The 21,953-nt window shown below is 72.3% G+C and carries 12 protein-coding genes; 10 read left to right on the forward strand and 2 right to left on the reverse strand.

Translation table 11 applies throughout. The features are described from left to right. Nucleotides 1-30: 30 nt before the first annotated feature. The 4 genes from J2S42_RS33030 to J2S42_RS33045 all read left to right on the forward strand — a co-directional run bounded on the left by J2S42_RS33030 (nucleotide 31) and on the right by J2S42_RS33045 (nucleotide 4,366). The gene (locus J2S42_RS33030) at nucleotides 31-612 is read left to right on the forward strand and encodes a sigma-70 family RNA polymerase sigma factor (RefSeq protein ID WP_307245531.1); all 582 of its coding nucleotides are present in this window, start codon (nucleotides 31-33) and stop codon (nucleotides 610-612) included. Next, the gene (locus tag J2S42_RS33035; RefSeq protein WP_307245533.1) at nucleotides 599-1,951 is read left to right on the forward strand and encodes a S8 family serine peptidase; all 1,353 of its coding nucleotides are present in this window, start codon (nucleotides 599-601) and stop codon (nucleotides 1,949-1,951) included. The genes J2S42_RS33030 and J2S42_RS33035 overlap by 14 nt, the downstream gene beginning before the upstream one ends. Nucleotides 1,952-2,150: 199 nt before the next feature. Further along, nucleotides 2,151-3,701, forward strand: coding sequence for a GGDEF domain-containing protein (locus J2S42_RS33040; RefSeq protein WP_307245535.1), 1,551 nt, complete (start codon nucleotides 2,151-2,153; stop codon nucleotides 3,699-3,701). Nucleotides 3,702-3,826: 125 nt separating this feature from the next. Further along, a complete protein-coding gene (locus J2S42_RS33045) occupies nucleotides 3,827-4,366 on the forward strand; it encodes a sigma-70 family RNA polymerase sigma factor (RefSeq protein WP_307245537.1) in 540 nt (179 codons plus the stop codon). Here J2S42_RS33045 and J2S42_RS33050 read toward each other — a convergent pair. Together J2S42_RS33050 and J2S42_RS33055 are read right to left on the reverse strand one after the other, a co-directional pair. After that, nucleotides 4,308-5,636, reverse strand: coding sequence for a sensor histidine kinase (locus J2S42_RS33050; protein WP_307245539.1), 1,329 nt, complete (start codon nucleotides 5,634-5,636; stop codon nucleotides 4,308-4,310). The two genes, J2S42_RS33045 and J2S42_RS33050, sit on opposite strands and share 59 nt — an antisense overlap. Next, entirely contained in the window at nucleotides 5,633-6,295 is a 663-nt protein-coding gene (locus tag J2S42_RS33055) for a response regulator transcription factor (RefSeq protein WP_307245541.1), read from the reverse strand. The genes J2S42_RS33050 and J2S42_RS33055 overlap by 4 nt, the downstream gene beginning before the upstream one ends. Nucleotides 6,296-6,484: 189 nt before the next feature. Between J2S42_RS33055 and J2S42_RS33060 the strand changes: the two genes are divergently transcribed. The 6 genes from J2S42_RS33060 (at nucleotide 6,485) to J2S42_RS33085 (ending at nucleotide 21,948) form a co-directional block, all read left to right on the forward strand. Continuing rightward, nucleotides 6,485-7,627, forward strand: a complete 1,143-nt coding sequence (locus tag J2S42_RS33060) for a branched-chain amino acid ABC transporter substrate-binding protein (RefSeq protein WP_307245543.1) — start codon at nucleotides 6,485-6,487, stop codon at nucleotides 7,625-7,627. A gap of 66 nt (nucleotides 7,628-7,693) precedes the next feature. After that, complete coding sequence (locus tag J2S42_RS33065; protein ID WP_307245545.1) at nucleotides 7,694-8,644, forward strand: branched-chain amino acid ABC transporter permease; 951 nt, start codon at nucleotides 7,694-7,696, stop codon at nucleotides 8,642-8,644. Continuing rightward, nucleotides 8,641-9,726, forward strand: a complete 1,086-nt coding sequence (locus J2S42_RS33070) for a branched-chain amino acid ABC transporter permease (protein ID WP_307245547.1) — start codon at nucleotides 8,641-8,643, stop codon at nucleotides 9,724-9,726. The genes J2S42_RS33065 and J2S42_RS33070 overlap by 4 nt, the downstream gene beginning before the upstream one ends. Before the next feature lie 4 nt (nucleotides 9,727-9,730). Then, entirely contained in the window at nucleotides 9,731-10,609 is an 879-nt protein-coding gene (locus tag J2S42_RS33075) for an ABC transporter ATP-binding protein (protein ID WP_307249172.1), read from the forward strand. A gap of 1 nt (nucleotide 10,610) precedes the next feature. Then, on the forward strand, nucleotides 10,611-11,321 hold the full coding sequence (locus J2S42_RS33080; RefSeq protein ID WP_307249174.1) for an ABC transporter ATP-binding protein: 711 nt from the start codon (nucleotides 10,611-10,613) through the stop codon (nucleotides 11,319-11,321). 181 nt (nucleotides 11,322-11,502) lie between these two features. Then, nucleotides 11,503-21,948 carry a hypothetical protein gene (locus J2S42_RS33085; RefSeq protein ID WP_307245549.1) on the forward strand — a complete coding sequence of 3,482 codons (10,446 nt, stop codon included), beginning with the start codon at nucleotides 11,503-11,505 and terminating at the stop codon, nucleotides 21,946-21,948. Nucleotides 21,949-21,953 lie beyond the last annotated feature (5 nt).

A 21,953-nucleotide genomic window follows, 5' to 3' on the forward strand; every position in this document is an offset into this window, starting at 1 on the left:
CGCGCGTCCACCTGATCTCCTTGGTGGTGAATGGTGAACAGCACGTCCTCGATCCCTCGCAAGGACGCCGGGGACTCCGAAGCGACGGGTGAGACGCCGGAGGCGGCGCTCGAACACCTGCAGCGGGTGCACCGGCCGGTGCTGCTCGCCTACGTCCGGCAGCTCGTCAAGGGCGACGTCCACTGGGCCGAGGACGTGGTCCAGGAGACGATGGTGCGCGCCTGGAAGAACCCGGACGCGCGCATGCAGGACGGCCGGTGGAGCCGCGGCTGGCTGTGCACCGTGGCCCGGCGGATCGTGATCGACAACATCCGCGCGGCCGCAGCGCGCCCGGCGGAGGCGCCGGACGAGCTGATGCCGGAGATCGCCGCGGCCGAGGTCGATCTGGCCGCCCGGCTGGACGACCGGGAGATCCGGGCCGCGATCGCGATGCTGCCGGAGCGGCTCCGGACGGTCCTGGTGGAGATCTTCTACCAGGAGCGGACGGTCGCGGAGGCAGCCGAGGTGCTGGACGTGCCGGCCGGGACCGTGAAGTCGCGGACGTTCTACGCGCTGCGGGCGCTGCGGGGCGCGCTGGACGAGCGGGGCTACAAGCGGCATGACCAGGATTGACCGGCTGACCCACGCGGCCGCGGCGGTGCTGGTCGTGCTGGCGCTGGCCGGGGCGCCGGCCGGTGCCGCGCCGCCGGAGCAGAGCTTCGTGAAGTACTACGTGGTGCGGGACGGCGGCGAGACGCTGTACGACCTGGCGGCACGCCTGCTCGACGACCGCGACCGGTACTCGCAGATCATGCACCTGAACACCGGGCGTGCCCAGCCGGACGGCACCGTGCTGACCGACCCGGGGCGCCTGCGGGCCGGGTGGGTGCTGGTGCTGCCGTGGGACGCGTACGGCGAGGGCGTGACGTACGGGATCCCGCCGGCGAGCGAGCCACGGCGCCCGGACCCACCCGAGGACGCGTGCGCGCGCGACGGGTCCGGCGCCGACCCGGACTGGGCGGTGCTGCGGGTGGCCGCGAACCAGGCCTGGGGACACAGCCGCGGCGAGGAGCAGGTGGTCGCCGTGGTCGGCTCCGGCGTCGACGGCACGCTCCCGGAGCTGACCGGCCGGGTCGAGCCGGGCGTGAACGCGGCCGGCACGCCGGACCGGGCCGACGCGGACTGCCTCGGCCCGGGCACCGCGATGGCGGCGATCATCGCGGGCCGCGCGCCCGGTGCCGGCGGGTTCAACGGCGTGGCACCGGACGCGACCGTGCTGCCGGTGCGGATCCTGACCACCGCGCCGGACGCTTCACCCGAGGTGCAGGCCGCCGGCGTCGAGGCCGCGGCGGAGGCGGACGTGGCGGTGCTGGCGCTGAGCGCGGCCGTGGACGTCACCCGCGCCGACGTGGCCGAGGCGGTCGCGTCCGCGGTCGAGGGCGGCGCGGTCGTGGTGGTGGCCGCACCGGCCGGGCCACCGGCCGGGCCGACGCTGTCGGACGGCGTCATCCGGGTGGCCGGCGTCGGCGCGGACGGCCGGACCGCGGCGGAGTACCGGCACGGCGCGGTGGACATCGCCGCGCCGGGTGTGAACGTCGTCACTCCGGGCACGGACGGGCCGGTCAGCGGCGGTGACTACGCGGTCGCCTACGTGGCCGGCGCGGTGGCGCTGGTCCGTGCCGCGTACCCGGAGCTGACCGTGACCGAGGTGCGGCACCGGGTGCTGGACACCGCGGAGCCGATGACCGAGGCCGGGCGCCCGGACGCGCGGTACGGCTGGGGCATGGTGGACCCGGCCGAGGCGGTGAGCCGGGATCTGCCGGGTGAGACCGGCGGTGATCCGGGTACGCCGCTGACCGCCGGTGGGCGGCCCGGCGGGGACGGCTCGGTCGCGCTGGTGATCGTCGTCCTGGCCGGGCTGGTCGCTGCCGCGCTGCTCGGCCTGCGCTTCCGGCGTCTCTGGCAGGAGTGACGCCGAGCTACAGTTCGTCCGACAACGAACCGGACACCGCGCGTTCCCGGGCCGTCGGGGTACGAACGGTGCGTACAATCCGCGTCTGCGGATCGGCGATGTCGTGAACCCGCGCGGGACACCTCACCTTCACGGTTTCGCCGCCGACCGTAGGGGTCGGCCGGAGTTCGAGCACGGGGCAGGACGGGAGGACACGCTGGTGCGTAGTGACCGCCTGCCGGTGCCCGTGTCCCCGTACGGCCCGTGGCCCGGCCTCGCGCTGCACGTGCACGACCTGACCATCCGTGGTCACCACACCGAGGGGCTCGCCGCGGCGGACGAGTCCGAGGGGATCCTGCTGATCCTCGGCGACCAGCGCACCTGGCGGGTGGCCCGGCTCGGCCGGATGTACGCGCTGGCCGCGCTGGGCCGGCACGAGGAGGCGCTGGGCATCGGCGAGGCGCTGATCGCGGACACCTACTACGGCGGGCCGCGGGCCACCGATGCCAAGATCATGGCGGACACCGCGCGGGCGTACATCAGCATCGCCCGGATCGACGAGGGCCTGAACTACATCGCGCGCGCCACGCTGGTGCTGGACACCGTGCCGACCGGTGGGCCGCGCTACTTCTCCGCGATGGCGTCGCTGTGCGAGGCCGCGAAGTACGCGGAGCTGTTCGAGCTGGCCGACGACATCATGCGGCGGACGCTGAGCGCGTCCGAGGCGCCGGAGCTGTGGCGCACCTCCGCGGAGCTGCAGTACGTGGAGCTGCTGCTGGAGTGGGCGGTCCGGCTGGAGCAGGTGGACCGGGCCGAGGAGGCGGCGGTCGAGGTCGCCAAGGCGGTGACGCTGGTCCGCCGGTGGACCGACCTGGACATCGACTCACCGCTCGCGTTCGCGCTCCTCGCGCTGGGCGCGGCCAAGCAGGGCGACCACGCGGAGGCGATGAAGCAGGTCGACCGGCTGCTGGTGGCCATGCGCGCGGCTGGGCAGAGCCACGAGGCGCGGCTGCTGCACCTCGCACACGGCATCGTGCTGCGCGACCAGGGCGACCTGCGCGGCGCGCGCCGGGAGTTCCAGGCCGGCCTGGAACTGGCCGTGCTCGCGTCGCAGCGGCTGCTCTACCGGTACGAGCTGGCCCGTCTCGCGCTGCGCGAGTCGCCCGGCGAGGCCACCGCGACCGTGTTCGCCGCGCTGCGCGTGCACGTGGAGTCGCTGTGGCGGCTGCGGCTGGACCGGCGCACCATGCTGCGCCAGGCGATGCGCCGGGTGGAGCTGGAGGCGGCGAGGTTCCGCGCCGACCTGGCGGCCAGCTCGGACGCGCTGACCGGGCTCGGCAACCGGCGGATGTTCGACCGCCGGATGGAGCACCTGAACGACGTCGGCTCGCTGCTGCTGATCGACGTGGACGAGTTCAAGGGCATCAACGACCGGTACTCGCACGGCGTCGGCGACCGGGTGCTCGGCGAGATCGCGGCCGTGCTGCGCGCGCACTGCCGCGCGGACGAGGTCGCGATCCGGTTCGGCGGCGACGAGTTCGCCATGTTCCTCGCGGTCGGCGAACGCGAGGCCCGGGTGGTCGCGGAGCGCATCCGCCAGGTGATCCTGTCCCGCGACTGGCACCAGATCGCGCCCGGCCTGCGGGTCACGCTGTCCATGGGCCTGGCCCAGTGCGTGGCCGGTGAATCCGGGCGCGACCTCTACGACCGCGCGGACGCCCGGCTCTACCTCGCCAAGCGCGGTGGACGTAACCAGCTGGCTGCGGCCTGACCACTTACCCGCCGGTGGGTGGGTTGCCAGGCTCATCGAATCCTCATCTTCCGTCGCACAAACTGTCGCGCAACCGGCGGAGCTGCCGGACCATCGGATCGGATCGGCGAACCCGAGGGGCGAGGATGAACGCAGCCACCGACATGATCAGCCGCATCTACCTGGAGTACCGCACGGTGCTGATGCACGACGTGCTGTCGATGACCAAGGGCGACTGGCAGTGGGCCGAGGACGTGGTCCAGGAGACGCTGATCCGCGCCTGGCAGCACGCGGACACACTGGACCCGGCCAAGGGCTCGGTGCGCGCCTGGCTCGGCCGGGTCGCCCGAAACGTGCTGATCGACAGCGTCCGGACCAACCGGGCCCGGCCGTCCGGCGACTCCTGGCCGGTGCCCTCGGGCGAGCAGCGCGACCGGGAGACATGGCGGCACGAGTCCCGGTTCCGGACCAGCGGCGACCCGGCGGACCGGGTGGCGACCGCGATGCTGCTCTCGACGGCCGTCGGGCGGCTGCGCCCGGAGTACCGGGACGTGCTGATCCAGCTGTACTACCTGGACCGGACGGCGGCACAGGCGGCGGACGCGCTCGGCATCCCGGTCGGCACCGTCAAGTCCCGGGCGTTTCACGGGCTGAACGCGCTGCGCCGGCTCGTACCCCGGCACTGAGCCTCTCGGGTTCGGGGAGGCGTAGACGGGCGATGGTGCCGCCGCCGGGGCGCGGGATCAGGTCGAGCCGGCCCTGGTGCAGGCGGGCGACCCAGTCGACGATCGCCAGCCCGAGTCCGGTGCCGTCCGCGCTGCCGGAGCGGAACCGGCCGGTGAGCACGCGCGGGTCGGCGCCGGGGCCGGGGCCGCGGTCGGCCACCACCACCTCGCCCGGGTGGACCGAGACCGTGAGCTCCGCGCGCCGGCCGTCCGTGCGGCCGTGCCGGACCGCGTTCTCGATCAGGTTGCGCACCGCGATCCGGACCACGGCAGGGTCGCCGTGCGCGATGGTGGCCGGCAGCTTGGCACCGACCGTGTTGGGCGGGCGGACCGTCTCCGTGACCACCTCCTCGACCAGCTGATCCAGCCGGAACGGCTCCTTCTGCAGCGTGCGCGTGCCGGCCACCATCCGGGCCCGGGTGAGCAGCGCCTCCACCGAGGCGGTGAGCCGGTCGGCGGAGCGGACGATGCGGGGGAGGAGTTCGCCTGCCCGGTCCGGGTCGCGGATCATGGTCTCCGCGCCGGCCCTGATCGCGGCGAGCGGGTTGCGCAGCTCGTGCGCGGCGTCCGCCAGGAACTGCTCCTGCTGGGCCAGCGACTCCAGGCCGGGCCGGGTGCTGCGGCGCGCGATCAGATGGCCGCCGAACGCGCAGAGCAGTGCGAACGCGGCGCCGCCGCCGAAGAGCGCGCCGAGCAGCAGCCGGTGCTCGCCCTCGGCCGGGCGCGGGTCCGCGGTGGTGATCACCACGCCGGTCGGCCGGGACACGGACTGCACCTCGAACGGGATGGCCAGCATGCGCAGCATGGTGCCGTCCACGGCCTGCACCTCGCCGGTGACCTCGAGTCCGCCGTTCATGGCGGTGGTGGCGAGCGGACGCAGCCGTTCCATGTCGACGCCGGCGTCGTCGCCGTGCCGGGCGAACGCGGGACCGAGACCGGCGCCGCGCAGCTCGAAGACGTACAGGCCGGTGGTGGTGCCGCTGGCGGTCTCGCCGACGCCGGAGAGCCGTAGCGTGCCGGCCTCGCGATAGATGAGCGCGGTGACCGTGTTCGCGGTGATCCGCAGGTCGGCGTCGAGTGCTTCGTGCCGCTGCCGGTTGTCCACATAGGCCGCGACCGTGCCCATGCCGATCAACCCGGCCACGTTGAGCGCGGTGAACAGCACCGTGATCCGGCGCTGCAGCGCGACCAGACGTCCGGCGGTCTGCAGCCGGGCCGGATCCGGGCTCACCGGGCGGCCACGCGGTACCCGACGCCACGGACCGTCTCGATGACCGGCGGGTCACCGAGCTTGCGGCGCAGCTGGGCGATGACCACGTCGACCACGTTGGAGTTCGGGTCGGTGAACTCGTCCCAGCAGTGCTCGCGCAGCGCGGATCGGCTGACCGCCGCCGGATGCCTGGTGACCAGCGCCTCCAGCACGCCGAACTCCTTGGGGGTGAGCGTGAGCAGTACGCCGTCCCGGCGCGCCTCGCGGCGGGCGGTGTCCACCGAGAGGCCACCGACCCGCTGGACCGCGGGCATGGTGCGGGCGTTTCGCCGGCAGAGCGCGCGTACCCGGACCACCAGTTCTTCGATGGCGAACGGCTTGGGCAGATAGTCGTCCGCGCCGGCCTCGAAGCCGGCCACCCGGTCGGCCAGCTCGTCCAGCGCGGTCAGGAACAGCGCCGGCACGGCGCAGCCCTGCTCCCGCCGCTGTCGCAGGTGGGTGACGGTGTCGCCGTCTGGCAGCATCCGGTCGAGGACCATGCAGTCGTACTCGTTGACGCTGAGCTCCAGGTCGGCCTGGACCCAGTGGCCCGCCTCGTCGACCGCCATCCCGGCGGAGCGCAGTGCGGAGACGACCGCGAACCGTAGATCGGGGTCGTCCTCCACGACCAGAATTCGCATAGCGGGAGGTTAGATCCTCATCCGCGCACGGCACCATTCGTAACGTGCTGTTAACGCAACGTTGACGGACTGGCCAGTGTGGACGCCTGTTCATGAGGATTCCGTGAGATCGGGGTGTGATATTTACCGAGAACTCTTCGGCGGCTCCGCTGCGTATATGCGGCAACACACCATCTCGAGGAGTTCACGGTGAACAGACTTTCGAAGATCGCCGCCGCCGCGCTGGCCGTGACGGTCGGTCTCTCCGGCTGCGTGTCCACGAACGCGGCCGCGGGTGGCGACGCCACCTGTGGTTTCAAGATCGGCTACTTCGGCGCGCTGACCGGTGACAACGCGAACATCGGCCTGGCGCCCCGGGACGGCGCGAAGCTCGCGGTCGACCAGTACAACGCGAAGCACGCGGACTGCACGGCGGAGCTGGTCAACTTCGACTCGCAGGGTGACCCGAAGCAGGCACCCGGCCTGGCGCAGCAGATCGTCCAGGACCCCAAGGTGCTGGGCGTGGTCGGTCCCGGTTTCTCCGGCGAGTCGGAGGCGGCGAACCCCATCCTGAACCAGGGCGGCGTCACGATCATCACGCCGTCCGCGACCCGGCCGAGCCTGGCCAGCCAGGGCTGGCAGGTGTTCCACCGGGCGGTCGGCAACGACGCGACCCAGGGCCCGGCCGCCGGCAAGTACCTCCAGGGCGTGCTGAAGACACAGAAGACCTTCGTCATCGACGACACCGGTGCGTACGGCAAGGGCCTGGCCGACGAGGTGCGCACCGTGCTCGGCGCGGCCGTGGTCAAGAGCGCGACCATCCAGCCGAAGCAGACCGACTTCTCCGCCGTGGTCACCGAGATCAAGTCGACCGGCGCGGACGCGGTCTTCTTCGGCGGCTACTACGCGGAGGCCGGCCCGCTACTGCGCCAGATGCGCACGGCCGGCATCAAGGCCACGTTCGTGGCCGGTGACGGCGTCAAGGACCAGGGCCTGATCGAGGGCGCGGGCGTCGAGGCGGCGCAGGGCGCGGTCCTGACCTGCCCGTGCACGCCGGCGGAGAAGGCCAAGGGCACGTTCCCGGCGGACTTCAAGGCCGCGTTCGGCCGTGACGCCGGCACGTACAGCGCGGAGGGCTACGACGCCGCGAACATCCTGCTGGCCGGCCTCGAGTCCGGCGCCACCACCCGCAAGGCGCTGCTCGACTTCGTGAAGGGCTACTCCGGCGAGGGCGTCGCGGGCCGCTACAAGTTCGACGCCACCGGCGAGAACGACATCTCCGCGGTCTCGGTCTGGGCATACAAGGTCGAGGGCGAGGCGATCGTCGCCGACCAGCAGATCCCGCTCGGCTGACGTCATCCGCCAGGGGACCCGCCGGACTGCGGTCCGGCGGGCCCCGGACAAATCCTGGAGTTCCGCGTGAACATCGACTTCCTGCTCTCCGATTTCGGGGAGCTGACCATCACCGGCCTGACCCAGGGCGCCATCTACGCCCTGATCGCCCTCGGATACACGCTGGTCTACGGCGTGCTCCGCCTGATCAACTTCGCCCACTCCGAAGTCTTCATGATCGGTACGTTCGCGTCGCTCGGCGTCTGGACCGCGGCCGGCTTCGGCCTCAACTCCGGCGACCCGGGCACGCTCGCGGTGCTCGGCCTGCTGGGCCTGGCGATCGTGGCCGCGATGCTGGCGTCCGGTGCCACCGCCGCCGTGCTGGAGATGGTCGCCTACCGGCCGCTGCGCCGGCGCAACGCCCCCAACCTGGTCTTCCTGATCACCGCGATCGGTGCGTCCGTGGTGATCGCGGAGGCGGCCGGTGTGCTCACCGGCCGTCGCCCGAGCGGCCTGCCCACGCTGGTCCGCCCGGTCGAGGTGCTCAACATCGGCGGCGCGTCCATCACCAACCTGCAACTCGGCATCCTGGCCTGCGCGCTGGCGATGATGGTGGCGCTGGACCTGTTCATCAACCGCACCCGGATGGGCCGCGGCGTGCGCGCCGTCGCCCAGGACCCGCAGACCTCCGCGCTGATGGGCGTGGACAAGGACCGGGTCATTCTGCTGATCTTCGTGCTCGGCGGCATGATGGCCGGCGTCGCGGCGGTGCTCTACAACATCAAGATCGGCAGCACCACGTACAACGTGGGCTTCCTGCTGGGCATCAAGGCGTTCGCGGCCGCGGTGCTCGGCGGCATCGGCAACCTGCGGGGCGCGCTGCTCGGCGGCCTGCTCATCGGCCTGGTGGAGAACTATGGCGCCGGCCTGTTCGGCAACGAGTGGATGAACGCGGTCGCCTTCGTGGCGCTCGTCGGGGTGCTGCTGTTCCGCCCGACCGGCCTGCTCGGCGAGTCGCTGAGGGGAGCCCGGGCATGATGGACGCACTCCGCGCGGCGGACGGCCGACGGCTGGCCGCGCTGGCCGCCATGCGCGAGCGCTGGCGGGCCTTGCCCAAGCCGATGCGCTTCGCCGTGGTGGTGGCGCTGGTGGCGCTGCTCTACGGCCTGCCCAACCTGAACATCCCGCTGATCCGTACGCCGGACACGGACTTCACCTCCGTGCTCTTCCTGGTCGCCATCTACGTGCTGGTCGCGGTCGGGCTGAACGTGGTGATCGGCCTGGCGGGCCTGCTCGACCTCGGCTACATCGGGTTCTACGCGGTCGGCGCGTACACCGTGGCGATCTTCGCGTCGCCGTCGTCCGTGGTGGCCACGAAGCTGCCGTGGCTGGCCTGCATCCCGCTGGCGATCGGCATCGCGATGCTCTCCGGCGTCATCCTGGGCTGGCCCACGCTGCGGTTGCGCGGTGACTACCTGGCGATCGTCACGCTCGGCTTCGGCGAGATCGTCCGGCTGATCGCGGTGAACTGGGACGTGCCGAACGGTCAGCGTGGCATCTCCGGCATCCCCGGCCCGCCCGGGACCTGGGCGGACGGCTCGCCGCTGTTCGGGCTGATCGACGTGCGGCCGTTCTACTGGCTGGCGCTCACGGTCGTGATCGTCTGCATGCTCGCGGTCGGCCGGCTGGAGCACAGCCGGGTCGGCCGGTCCTGGCTGGCGATCCGCGAGGACGAGGACGCGGCCGAGGTTATGGGCGTGAACACGTTCAAGTTCAAGCTCTGGGCGTTCGCGATCGGCGCGGCGCTGGGCGGGCTCTCCGGCGCGCTCTTCGCCAGCAAGCAGGCGTTCATCAACTCGGACAGCTTCGACCTGCTCACCTCGATCCTGTTCGTGGCCGCGGTCGTGCTCGGCGGCTCCGGGAACATGGCCGGCGTGACGGTCGGCGCGATCCTCATCTCGTACCTGCCGGAGCGGTTCCGGGGATTCGCCGACTACCGCCTGCTGGTGTTCGGCATCGCATTGGTCGCCATCATGGTCTTCCGTCCGCAGGGGCTGATCCCGAGCCGGCGTCGCGCGGTCGAACTCAAGGACAAGCGAGAGGAGGCCGTCGTTGTCTGAGCAGATGCTGCTGGCGGATCCGGCGCGGACCGAGGTCGGCGACACGCTGTTGCACATGGAGAACGTCACGATGCGCTTCGGCGGCGTGGTCGCGCTGGACGGCGTCGACTTCGCGCTCCGGCGTGGTGAGATCCTCGGACTGATCGGCCCGAACGGCGCCGGCAAGACCACCTGTTTCAACGCGATGACCGGTGTGTACACGCCCACCTCGGGCCGGATCACGTTCGACGGCCAGAAGGTGAGCGGGCGCAAGCGGCACCGGATCACGCAGCTGGGCATCGCCCGCACATTCCAGAACATCCGGCTCTTCCCGGAGCTGACGGCGCTGGAGAACGTGATGGTCGGCGTGGACAGCCGGCACCACACCAGCGTGCCCGGCACGCTCTTTCCGGTCTGGCGCACGCCGCGCCGCCAGGACGAGTTCACCGGCGACCCGCGCTGGCACGGGCTGCAGCGCCTGGTAGGCATCTCCCGGTTCGCCCGGGAGGAGCGGCGGGCCCGGGAGACCGCGTACGACCTGCTGCGCTTCGTCGGCATCGAGAAGCGGGCCGGCGAGGCCGCGCGCAACCTGCCCTACGGCGACCAGCGGCGCCTGGAGATCGCGCGTGCGCTGGCCACCGATCCGAAGCTGCTCTGCCTGGACGAGCCGGCCGCCGGGTTCAACCCGGCGGAGAAGGAACGGCTGCTGGAGTTGATCCGCGCGATCCGGGACCGAGGCCCGAGCGTGCTGGTCATCGAGCACGACATGCGCCTGGTGATGGGCGTGACCGACCGGATCGTGGTGCTCGAGTTCGGCCGCAAGATCGCTGAGGGGACGCCGGCCGAGATCCGTGAGGACCCGGCCGTCATCGCCGCCTACCTGGGAGTTCCGGACGATGAGTGACCTGCTGCTGGAGATCGATGACATCTCCGTGAAGTACGGCCGGATCGAGGCGCTGCACGGCGTCACCATCACGGTCGGGCGTGGCGAGATCGTGGCGCTGATCGGCGCGAACGGCGCCGGCAAGAGCACCACCATGCGGGCCATCTCCGGCCTGCGCCCGCTGGCCACGGGCGCGATCCGGTTCGACGGCACGGACATCTCCCGCATGCCCGCGCACAAGCGGGTCGGTCTCGGCCTGTGCCAGGCGCCGGAGGGGCGGGGCGTGTTCCCCGGCATGACGGTAATGGAGAACCTGGACATGGGCGCGTACGGCCGCCGTGACCGGGCCGGGATCAGGGAGGACCTGGACCGGGTGTTCGGCCTGTTCCCGCGCCTGGCCCAGCGCAAGGGCCAGCTCGGCGGCACCATGTCCGGCGGCGAGCAGCAGATGCTGACGATCGGCCGCGCGCTGATGGCTCGGCCGCAGTTGCTGTTGCTGGACGAGCCGTCGATGGGCCTGGCGCCGATGCTGATCAAACAGATCTTCACCATCATCAAGGAGATCAATGCGCAGGGCACCACCGTCCTGGTGGTGGAGCAGAACGCACAGCAGGCACTGGCGCTGGCCGATCGCGCCTACGTCCTGGAGACCGGCCGGATCGTCGGCACCGGACCAGGGGCGGAGCTGCTGCACGACCCGGCGGTACGAGAGGCCTACCTCGGCGCCGTGTGAACGCTTCTGTGGCACGCGGCGGGTGCCTCTCAGTCACCGCCGCGTGCCACTAAACATGTGAGACATGTTTAGGTGCTGAACATTTAACAAACCGGTCGTGAACCAGTCCTGACGCAGCGTCGTAATCGGCGGTTGACGTGGGGCTATGCCCCAGACACGGCATTGGTGAAGGGGCGAATGCATGGCTGGCCCAGCGATTCTCAATCCCTCAGCCCAGCTCTGCCCGGACGGCCACCTCATTCCGACCGGCGGCGGAAGCATGTTCTACCACCCGTTCCCGCTGGGTACGCCGGTCGACCTGGTCGCGGTGATCCACGCGATGAACGCGCCGAAGGAGGCCGGGCCGACGTTCTCGATGGGCCACTCCGGGCTGGTCGACGTGGGTGCGCTGGAGACCGCCTCACGGGTCGTGCACGACCTGATGGAGAACATGGGCACCGCCCGCCGGATTTCCACCCAGCTGCCCGCCGGCGCCGAGCAGACCGCGATCACGACCTGGCAGAAGGCTTCTGACATGGTCGGGGTGCCGATCAGCACCGGCTACCAGCCGTGGATGGAGACCTCGCCGCGCGTTGTCCGGGTGGGCGCGGAGGGCCACCCGGACGCGGCCGGCGGGTTCGTCCGGGTACTGCCGAAGGGGCTGGCCGTGATGCGCGGCGCGCTCGACGCGGCGTCCCGGCTCGCCGGCGGGACCGCCGCGTCGCCGTGGGACCGGCTGCAGGAGCTGATCGCCGCGGTCGCCGAGATCCGTGAGGAGCTGAGGGTGCCGCGCTCCGGCACCCCGGCCGGCGCGCAGTACTGGCAGGCCGGTTACCAGCTGGCAGCCGGCATCGCGCTCGGCCTGACGGTTCCCGCCGAGCTCGCCACCGCGGTCACCCCGATCGCGCCGGAGCAGCTGGCCGCGCTGCTCGGCGACGCGGTGCCCGTGACCGACGCGCGGCAGCTGGCCGCACGCCTGGCCGCCGAGCCGGGCGCGCGGGCGCTGGTGCACCGGGCCGGCAGCGGCGGCGGCGGATCGTCGCGCTGGCTGGTCTCGCACGACGGCGCACTGTGGTGGGTGGACCTGGCCGCGTCCGCGGACGAGGCGACCACCCGGTTCGACCCCGAGGACTCCCGGCATCTCGCCGCGCTGACCGAGGCCGGCGTCTCGGTCCGGATGCTCACCCCGGCCCCCTCGCCGGAACCGTCCTTCGCACCGAAGTCCGGTCTGGTCGACGCGCTGATCGATCCGGTTCTCGGCCGCCGTGCCGCCGGCATGCTGAACACCCGGCCCCGCCCGCAGGCCGGTGAGGTCCCCGGCATCGGTACCGGGGCGACCGGGCCGGAGGCACTGATCCAGGCCGAGTTCGACGCGGTCGCGGCGGACCTGCGCGGCAGCGACCCCCGCCGCCAGTTCGACGCGGTCGACGACCTGATCAGTACCCGACTGCCCGCGGTCCGGGCCCGGTTCGCCGCCCAGGAGACCGCCCAGGAGCAGGCACGGATCGTCGCGATGCGGGCGGTCACCGCGCACACCCGTGCGATCAGCCGCCTGGACGACGCCATCCGTGATCGCGAGCGGGAGATCGCGGACAACGAGGACACGCTCCGCGAATTCGGGCGGCGGATCGAGGAGGCGGAGTCCAACCTCGCCATCCGGAGGACCAGGCACGAGGAGGAGGTCCTCGCGTTCAACGAGGCCGAGCGGGCCGCCCGCACCGCACCCGCCGGCACGACCCCGGCACAGCGGCAGACCCTCGCGGGGGCGGTACAGGACGCGATGAAGGCGGTCGGCGAGGCCAAGGCGGAGATCACCGCGGTGACGCGCCAGATCAAGAAGCTGACGATCGCCAGGGACTCGCTGATCTCGGACATCCGGGATGCGCGGGCGGCGAACGCGGCGGACCGGGCGTCCAGGGCCGCCGAGGGTGGCCAGCGGAACCTGCAGCAGCGGGCCGGGCGCGCGGCGATCGAGGCCCGGGACACCGCCCTGGCCGACCAGCAGCTGGTCGACGCGAACCTGGCCTACCTGCGGTCGCTCGCCGCGGACTGGGCCGGGCTCGAGTACGGCGATGTGGTCCGCACCGCCGACCGGGTGGCAGCCAGCGAGACGGCCGGCTCGGCCACGCGCACGCTCCACGACACGGCCGCGGCGGAGGTGACCGCCATCTTCGGCCGGGCGGCCGCGGTCACGCCGGAGGACGTCGGCCGGCTCGCCTACCTCGGGCACCTGGACAAGGCGCGGACCAGGGTCGAGACCGCGCACCGGGCCGGGCTGCCCGCGCTGCGGGCCACCACCCAGGCACATATCGACCGGCTGGTCCGGCTGACCGGTCGCGCGGCCCCGAGTGCGGCCGAGATGACCCGGATGGTCGACGCGGCCGTGTCGCTCAAGCTCTGGACCGATCTCTCGGACGCGTTCGACTCGGCCCGCCCGGCCGCCGAGCAGGCCCGGGCGGACGCGGCCGACCAGACCCGGGTCCTGATCGAGCAGGGCGGCAACCTGGGCGAGCTGCTGAACCGGTTCACGGACCGGGCCACCCGGCGGGTCAGCCTGCCGCAGACCGGCGGGTACGTGGCCAGTCTCGGAACCCGCACCGAACTGGTCAACGCCCCGTCCGCGCCCTGGTTCCTGCGGGAGAGGGGCGTGCTCGGCGACGGCTACGTCCGACGCGTCAACGACCACCCGCAGGCGAACGGCATCGCGACGTTCGCCCGGACGCTGACCACCGCGGTGAAGAGCCGGCTCGGCTCGTCCACGCGGCCCTGGAAGTCGGTGCCGAACGAGGTCGAGACGTGGCTGACCAAACAGCTCGTCAGCAAGGACGAGCGGCACTGGGAGAAGATGATCGAGTCCGGCGTCGGCCGCGACTTCAACGGCCGCTTCGTCCGCGTGCACGTGCGGCCGGCCAACCCGGCGTACCAGATCCAGGATCCGCAGGGTCTCAAGCCCGGCGAGGCGAACATGCACGTCCGGGGCGCCGACATCGCCTACTCCCGGAGCCGGGGCGGGGGCGGTGGCTGGGGACTGCCGCTCGGCGCGGCCGTCTTCTTCGAGACCGCCAGCGAGATCGTCCGGTTCGCCATCGGCCCGATCGCCCGCTTCTTCGTCGGCGGCTCGCGGCGCTGGTCCGAGACGGCGAGCGGCAGCGTGCAGGCCGAGAACATGATCTTCACCGGAGACTTCGCCACCCACCAGTTCGGTGCGGACGCCCAGGTGATCGTCGAAGTCGACGGGCAGCAGATCGTCAGCCAGGACCTGGCCGGTCACCTGGTGCTGGCCATGCCGCAGCTGCTGTCCAGCAAGCGCGACGAGGTGGACCCGGCCACGGTGGGCGCGGCCACCCGGGTGAACAACCCGGCTGCGCTGCTCGGTCAGGACTTCGCGGTCAGCGCGGCCACATTCGAGGATCCGCTGACCGAACTGCAGAACCAGCTGCAGCGGCATCCCGACTTCAAGCTGTCCGCCCGCAACGCGGCCCGGGTGGTGGACAAGCTGCGCCGGGAGATGATGAACCAGAAGTCGGCCAAGGACTCGAACCAGTGGTGGACCTCGAACAGCTGGGTCTCGCCGTTCGTGTCGATGAAGGTGGGCAAGCTTCGCCGGCTGGAGGGGCACCTGCGGACCGGTGGGAAGCTGGTCGACCTGCGCCGGATCACCGACACCGCCGGCCTGATCCGCAACGACATGGCGGTCACCGCCGGCCGGGGCCGGGGCTCCGGCGGCAGTTCCGCGGCGGCCGGCCGGATCGGCGGCGAGCCGCCACTGTCGCTCGGCGAGCACCTGGTGCTGCCGCGCTGGGACGTCGCGTTCATGGCCAGCAACCGGTCCACCGGACGGTCACTGTCCGCGGAGTCGACCGCCCGGACCATGCTCACCCGCAAGGCTACGATGATCCGCTACCTGGCCACGGTCGCCACCGACATGACGCTGGACTCCAGCCGCGGGCAGCTGGGGGTGCGGCGGAACGCGACCGTGGAGCTGGTCGTGCCGGCCCCGTACGCGGACGCGTTCGAGGAGCAGATCCTGGCCACGCCGGCGCTGCGCGAGGTCTTCGCGAAGCCGCCCCACACGGTCGTCACCATGCCGGAGACCGGCCGGAGCTGGCGGAACCCGATGAGCAGCCCGGCGCCCAAGGCGTGGCCGGGCAAGGGCGCGCGCACCCCGGCGGACCTGCGGAAGATCGCCGAGAAGCACCGGATCGAGGTGTCGGTTCCGGACCCGGACAATCCCGGGCCGGCCTGGGCCTGGGCGCATCGGGGCACACCGGCCCGGACCTGGGCGCAGACCGGCAAGTTCAAGGTGCGGTTCCGCCACCCGGAGAACGGCGACTTCGAGTATGCCGGCGTGGACGAGGTCCCGGTGTTCCGTTACCGCACCGACCCGGCGAACACCGGCCGGATCATCGGCGCCACCGTGTTCACGAAGGGCACGGTGCACCCGCCCGGCGGGACGCCGCAGACGGACGTGGTCGCGGTGGAGTTCGTGCGGAACCCGGCGTTCCCCGCACCGGCCGCGGCCGCGGTGGCCGGTGACGGTGCCGCCGTAACGCCGCCGCCGTGGCACTCCTCCGGCGTGCGGGACGCGATCGACCTGTACGTGCTCGCCAAGCAGCATCCGATCGAGATCGCGGTCGCCGGGCGGTCCGGCGCGCGGACGCCGCAGCTGATCGAGAATCTGCCGGACAGCCTGCACACGCTGTGGCTGTCCCGGCAGTCGGTGCTGCTGCGCGGCGACGGCGACTACACCTATGCCGCGGGCGACTCCACCGCGGCGCGTTTCCGGTACGTGGTGGACGAGCGCGGCATGGTGGTCTCCGCGATCCCGCTCGGCAACCCGGTCACCAACGCGGGCGTGACCACCCGGGCGGCCGGGACCGCGGTGCCGAACCCGGCGCTGTCGCTGCCCGCCCGGCAGCCCTCGGCCACCCCGGCCGAGGCGGTCCGCCAGGTGCAGCGCTACCTCGACGGTGTGACCGCCTACACCCAGATCCAGCTCTCCACCGGGGTGCCGGCGCAGGTGACCGCGCTGCTGAGCGCGCATCCGCAGGTCGAGCTGCTCGACCAGACCGGCGCCCGGGTGCCCGGCCAGGTGCTGCCGACCGGGCCGCGGCCCGCCGAGGCGACCCGCGGCGTGGTGCACTCCGACGGCTGGGTTAACCAAGGGCTCAAGCCGCTCTCCGGCCCGACCCGGGAGCCGTGGGCACTGGCCGCACGCAGCGGACTCGGGCCGGGCGCGCTGAAGGAGATGCCCGGCACCGAACTCATCTTCGCGGACGTGCTCATGCTGGTGGAGCAACAGATGCGGGCGGTCGGCAAGAAGCTGACGGCGCAGGCACGGCAGGAGCGGTTCTGGGAGCTGGCCGCGAAGTTCGGCGCGCCGGGCCTGCGCGGCGGGCAGCGGTCACTTTTCGACGGCGGCATCACGGACACGTACACGGTCGGTGATCTCACCTTCCACGTCAACCTGACCGGCACGCTCGGCGACCTGCGGGACATCGAGACCATTCCGGATTACTGGGTGGACAACCGGAACGTCGGCGCGGGCGGGCACTCGGTCTCGGAGAGCCTGTCCCGGCGGTGGGGCACCCGGCTGGACCTGTCCACCCGCCTCGGCATCAAGGACTTCTTCGGCATGCGGGTCCGGGTGGCGGACGTGCAGCTCGCCTGGGACCGGACGCACGCCCGCAGTGCCGCCCAGTCGTCGGAGAGCGGCCGGCGTCGCAAGATCGGCGGACTGGTCACCGCGTTCAACCACGGCACGCACTACCAGCTGACCGTGACCGTGACCGACAAGAACGGCAAGGAGATCAAGCCGGCCAGCTCGCGAGCGTACGACGGCGAGGCGCTGGTGCACGTGGCCGACACCGACCTGGCGCCGCTGCCCGCCCCGGCCCCGGCCCCGGCGAGCGACGGCATCACGCCGGTCGTCCCGCCACCGCCGACCGGACCGCCGCCGCTGCTCACCGACGAGCAGGCGGTGAGCCGGCTGACCCCGGCTGAGGCAGCCGACATGGAACGGTGGCTGGCCGGTGCGGACGTCACCGGCGGAGCCGGCGAGCTGGTCTCCGGCGTCCGGGACAACAGCGAGGGAATGTACATCTGGCTGAACCGGGTCGGGAAGCTCGCCGAAGGGCTCCAGCGGTTCGTCGACGTGGTCGACGGCCACCTCAAGGCGCCGAAGGCGGGCAGCCTGGACGAGTTGCTCGCCGCGCTGGCGCCGGGCGGTGAGCGGCACCACCTCGAGGAGGGCATCGCCTCCGGGATCACGCCGGACTTCCTGGAACCGAGAGCCGGCGACATGATGAGCCGCACCGGTGCGGTCGTGCCGCTGGCAAAGGACGGCGACATCGTCCGCCAGCTGCGCGTCTTCATGGTGCCGGCACACGCGCGGTACGTCCGGCCGACCGACGACCCGACGCTCAAGGAGTACTCGCGGACCGGTGTCCGCGCGGCCGCGTCCGAGACGTCGGGCCGGGGCTTCTCGCTCCAGACCGGTCCCGCGCTGATCTTCCAGACCGGCAAGGGCGCGGCCGGGCTCCACGACCAGGACGCGCACGTCGCCGCGTCCAGCCGGATGGCCGACCACATCAACGTCACCGCCGACGTGAACGTCGTCCAGCGCAGCAGCGAGACCGAGACCGTGGTGACCGGCGGCAAGGAGGGCACCCGGGCGTCGTTCGAGGGTCGCAGCTACACGCACTCGTCGGATGCGCTCTTCATGGTCTTCTACGAGCGGTACTCGGACGGGGCGCTCTGGTCGGCGCCGTACGACCTGAAGCTGGCCGGGGGCCTGGAGACCTCCACGCCGTACGTGCTCGCCGGTGACCTGACATTGCCGGTGCCGGCCACGGACCGCAAGACGGTCCCGACGGAGACGCGCGACCTGCGGCCGATCCACCCGGAGCTGGCGTACGCCACCTCGCACGTCTCCACGCTGACCGCGAACCAGACCACCCGTGAGCAGCGGACCAGGACGGTGCTCCAGGGCGACCGGCGGGTTCAGCAGACCCGCGAGGTCACGGTGATCAGGAACGTCTTGCAGGTCGTGGAGGACAAACTCGCCGGGATGGGCGTCGACGTCAAGGATCCGGCCATCTCCGGCGCGCTCGCCACGCTGTTCCGGGACAGCGCGCTCAAGCGGCACTACCGGACCATCCGCAAGGAGGGCATCTATCAGCTGATCACTCTGGAGCGGAAACGCGGTACCCGGCAGATAGGCATCAGGCTCACCGCGCGCGACGACCGGCTGGTGCACGAACGGCCACGGCCGGACGCGAAGACCACGATCAGCGGTGCCTCCACCGCGGCCACCGCGCACACCGAGGGCACGTCGACCACGGTCGTCGCCGGTACCTCGGTGGACGGCCGGTTCATGCAGGACACCGCGCGCATCGTCATCGGCGCCGAGGCCGGCCACGAGTGGGAGCGGGCCGATTCGACCACGGAGAGCACGGCCGTCCAGATGCGCCGCCGGGGCGGCCCGCTCGATCTGGGTAGCCAGGAGTTCGGCGCGGACACCCGCTTCTCGCTGGAGTTCTTCGAGACGACCACGCTGCCGCAGGCGGTCGAGACGCTGAAGGACGTCGCCAAGATCACCGCGAAGGTGGCGGACACGATCACCGACGGCCGCGTCCGCAAGCGGTTCCAGAGCCTCTTCCCGGCCGGGGCCCAACCGTCCGGCCGCGCCCACGTCGGCGGGCATGTCTCGGTGCTCACGCCGAACCACCTGACCCGGATCGGCCCGCCGCGCACGCCGGCCGGCACCATGCCGCTGCCGGCCACGCTCGCCGACCTGCCGCCGTCCCGGGTGACGATCTTGAACGGCGCCGGGCCCGACCCGTCGAGCCTACCGGCCGACCTGCGAGCGGACGCGACGGTGACCCGGTCGCTCGCCCCGGACCTGTTCGGCCTCGAGACCTACGGCTTCGAGAAGTTCGCCGATTTCCTGCCGGCCATCCGGCAGCCCGGTGCGGAGCGGCTGGACACGGACCTCCCGGCGCCCCGGGTCGCTGACTACGGCCCGCTCTCCACAGTGGCCGCGAGCATGAAGGCGGCGCTGGCCGGCGAGAACGTGTCCACCCACATCGGCGAGATGTTCGACGGCAGCTACACCGTGTTCGGCGACGGCGGTGACGCGTTCACCGTTCAGGCGGTGCTGCGCCAGGGCCGCTGGCTGGGCCGGGGCGGGTACGACCAGTCGAACGCGCCGCTGCACGCGGAGGAACTGGAGCAGGAGCACGAGCGCGAGTCCGGCTTCGAGGTCGCGCCGCTCGAGGTCGCCAGCGGTCACTCACAGGGCGGCGAGCGCGCGTTCGTCGGCACCGGTCTCGGCGTGGCGAAGGGCGAGGGAACCGGGTCCGCCAGCGGTGTCAGCGACTACGCGATCCAGATCGCGCGCCGCAAGGGTGACCACGACTACATCTGGTTCGACGTCACGTTGATCGGCCGTTCCAGCAACGGCCGGTCCTGGATCCGCGGCGAGGTGCCGTTCGGGCTGCTGGCCCGGATCCCGTCGGAGAAGGCCGCGGCCGTGTTCGGCCCGCAGATGTCCACGCTGGGCCTGGTGGACCAGGCGTTGCTGCGCGGGCTCAGCGGGGACGTCGTGGTGCCCTATCCGGACCGGCGGTTCCTGGTCGACGCGCTGGCGAAGCAGCGCACCCGGCCGGCCCCGAACCTGAACGACTTCGACGAGCGGGCCGACGCGCTGCGCCGGGCGCTGGACTGGACCCGCGCGACGGAGATGGCCCCGTCGGCCGCCGGTGCCGCGGCGCCGCCGGTCACCCCGGCCGACTGCGTGGACCGGGCGTTCGCGCTGTTCGTCGCCGTGCATCGGCGCACCACGAACGTGACCACGGACGTCGGCAGGGTCGGTCACCGCACGGCGGAGGACGTGGCCCGCGCACTCGGTGGTGAGTTCCTGCGGATCCGGGACCCGCAGGCGATCAAGAACTACCTGGAGAAGCGGCCGGGTGCGATGCTGATGCTGCGGGTGCCGCCGGACCCCGGTGGGGAATCGCACGTGTTCTGGGTGATGTCGATCGGCCAGAGCCGCGACGGCGCCGGGAATCTGACCGGTCCGCGCCGGCTGCGCGTCTTCGACGGCCAGGCGCACGGCGTCTCCTACACCGATGCCGATCTGGGCGACCGGCGGCAGGCGCTGACCGGGACGCTGCCCGGCCGGCAGGCGCTGACCGGAACGCTGCTCGGCCGGCACGCGCAGCTCTTCTGGAAGACCGGCACCGAGGCGCTGCTGCTGGACCCGCGCGGCCAGGCCGTGGACATGCTCAAGGAAGTGTCCGGCGGAACCCAGCTCCGGCAGCCCGGTGACCGGCTCGGACGACGTGAGTCCGGCCGGCTCCAGGCGTCCACGCCGTTCCGCACGGCCGACGCGGAGCTGCGCTCCGTTCTCAGCACCGCGGGCCCCGGCGCGGTCAAGCAGCCGCCGGTCGCCGCGCCCTCACCGGCTGCGGAACTGCCCGGCCGGAACCGTGAACTGCACCCGATCGGTGACTTCTCCAGCCCGGCCGGGCAGCGCACGCTGGACCAGATCCGGGAGGGGATGCGGCACTCGGCCGGCGGCCCGGTGATCGCGGTCAGCCTGACCGGTACACCGGAGACCGCTGCCGCCACGGTCCGGCAGCTGGACGAGATGCTGCGTAACGAGGGCTGGCGCGGCCGGTCGCCGGTGGTGGTCGCCACCATGGGTACGAAGAAGGCGCTCGACGCGTTCGCCGAGGTCCGGGCGGCCCGCCGCCCGGTCACGCTGCAGGAGGGCATGGCCGGCTTCGACCGGGTCTGGCAGCTGCTGGAGCCGGGGGTGGCGCACGCGTCCACGATGGAGCCGGCACCGAACGCGAACCTGTTCCGGCGCGCCGACGCGCTTCCGGCGCACGCGGCCGGGGGTGCGCTGACCCCGGCGCTGGCCGAGTGGATCGGGCAGCCGGGCTGGACGGAGGCGGAGGCGTACCAGCGTGCGCACGACGCGGAGCTGCGGACCGGTACGGTCCGTGCGGAGCTGGCCGAGGTGGTCGCTGCCCACCCGTCCGACCTGCGGTTGCGTTCGTTCCAGACGCTGCTGGCCGCGGCCGACCGGGCGGGCGGTGTGCCGGCCGTGGACTCGCCCCGGCTCAGCCCGCACGTCCGGTCCTTCCTGGACGTGGAGCCGGTCTACGACGCCGCGGCACGCGGCCGCATGCCGGTCTCGTTCCTCTACGACTACCTGCGTTCGTCCGGTGCGACGCGCCGCGAACGGTATCCCTTGGACGGGCTGCTCTTCGGGCTGATGGTGGCCGGTGAGCTGGACTACCGGACCGGCGCGGAGCTGGCCCGTGCCACCTCGCCGCACAAGGTGGACCGCGCGAACGCGACGGTCTTCGAGATCGTCTCGGAGCTGATGCGTACCTCGCACGCGGAGCTGTTGGCCGACCCGGCCGGCGTCACGTACCGGTTCGTGGAGCTGGCCCGCATGATCGCCAGTACGTCGGCCGGCGCGCTGCCCTGGGAGTGCCTGGACCCGGTCGACCGGACTGCCTGGGTCGGCCGGCTGGACATGCTGCGGGACCTGCTGCGCGGCCGGGGCGACGAGGTCTCCACGCTGCTCGCATCCGTGATCGACGCCGTCACCTACACACTGTCGAACTGCTGACCAGG

This window comes from Catenuloplanes indicus, from assembly GCF_030813715.1.
Classification (GTDB): Bacteria; Actinomycetota; Actinomycetes; order Mycobacteriales; family Micromonosporaceae; genus Catenuloplanes; species Catenuloplanes indicus.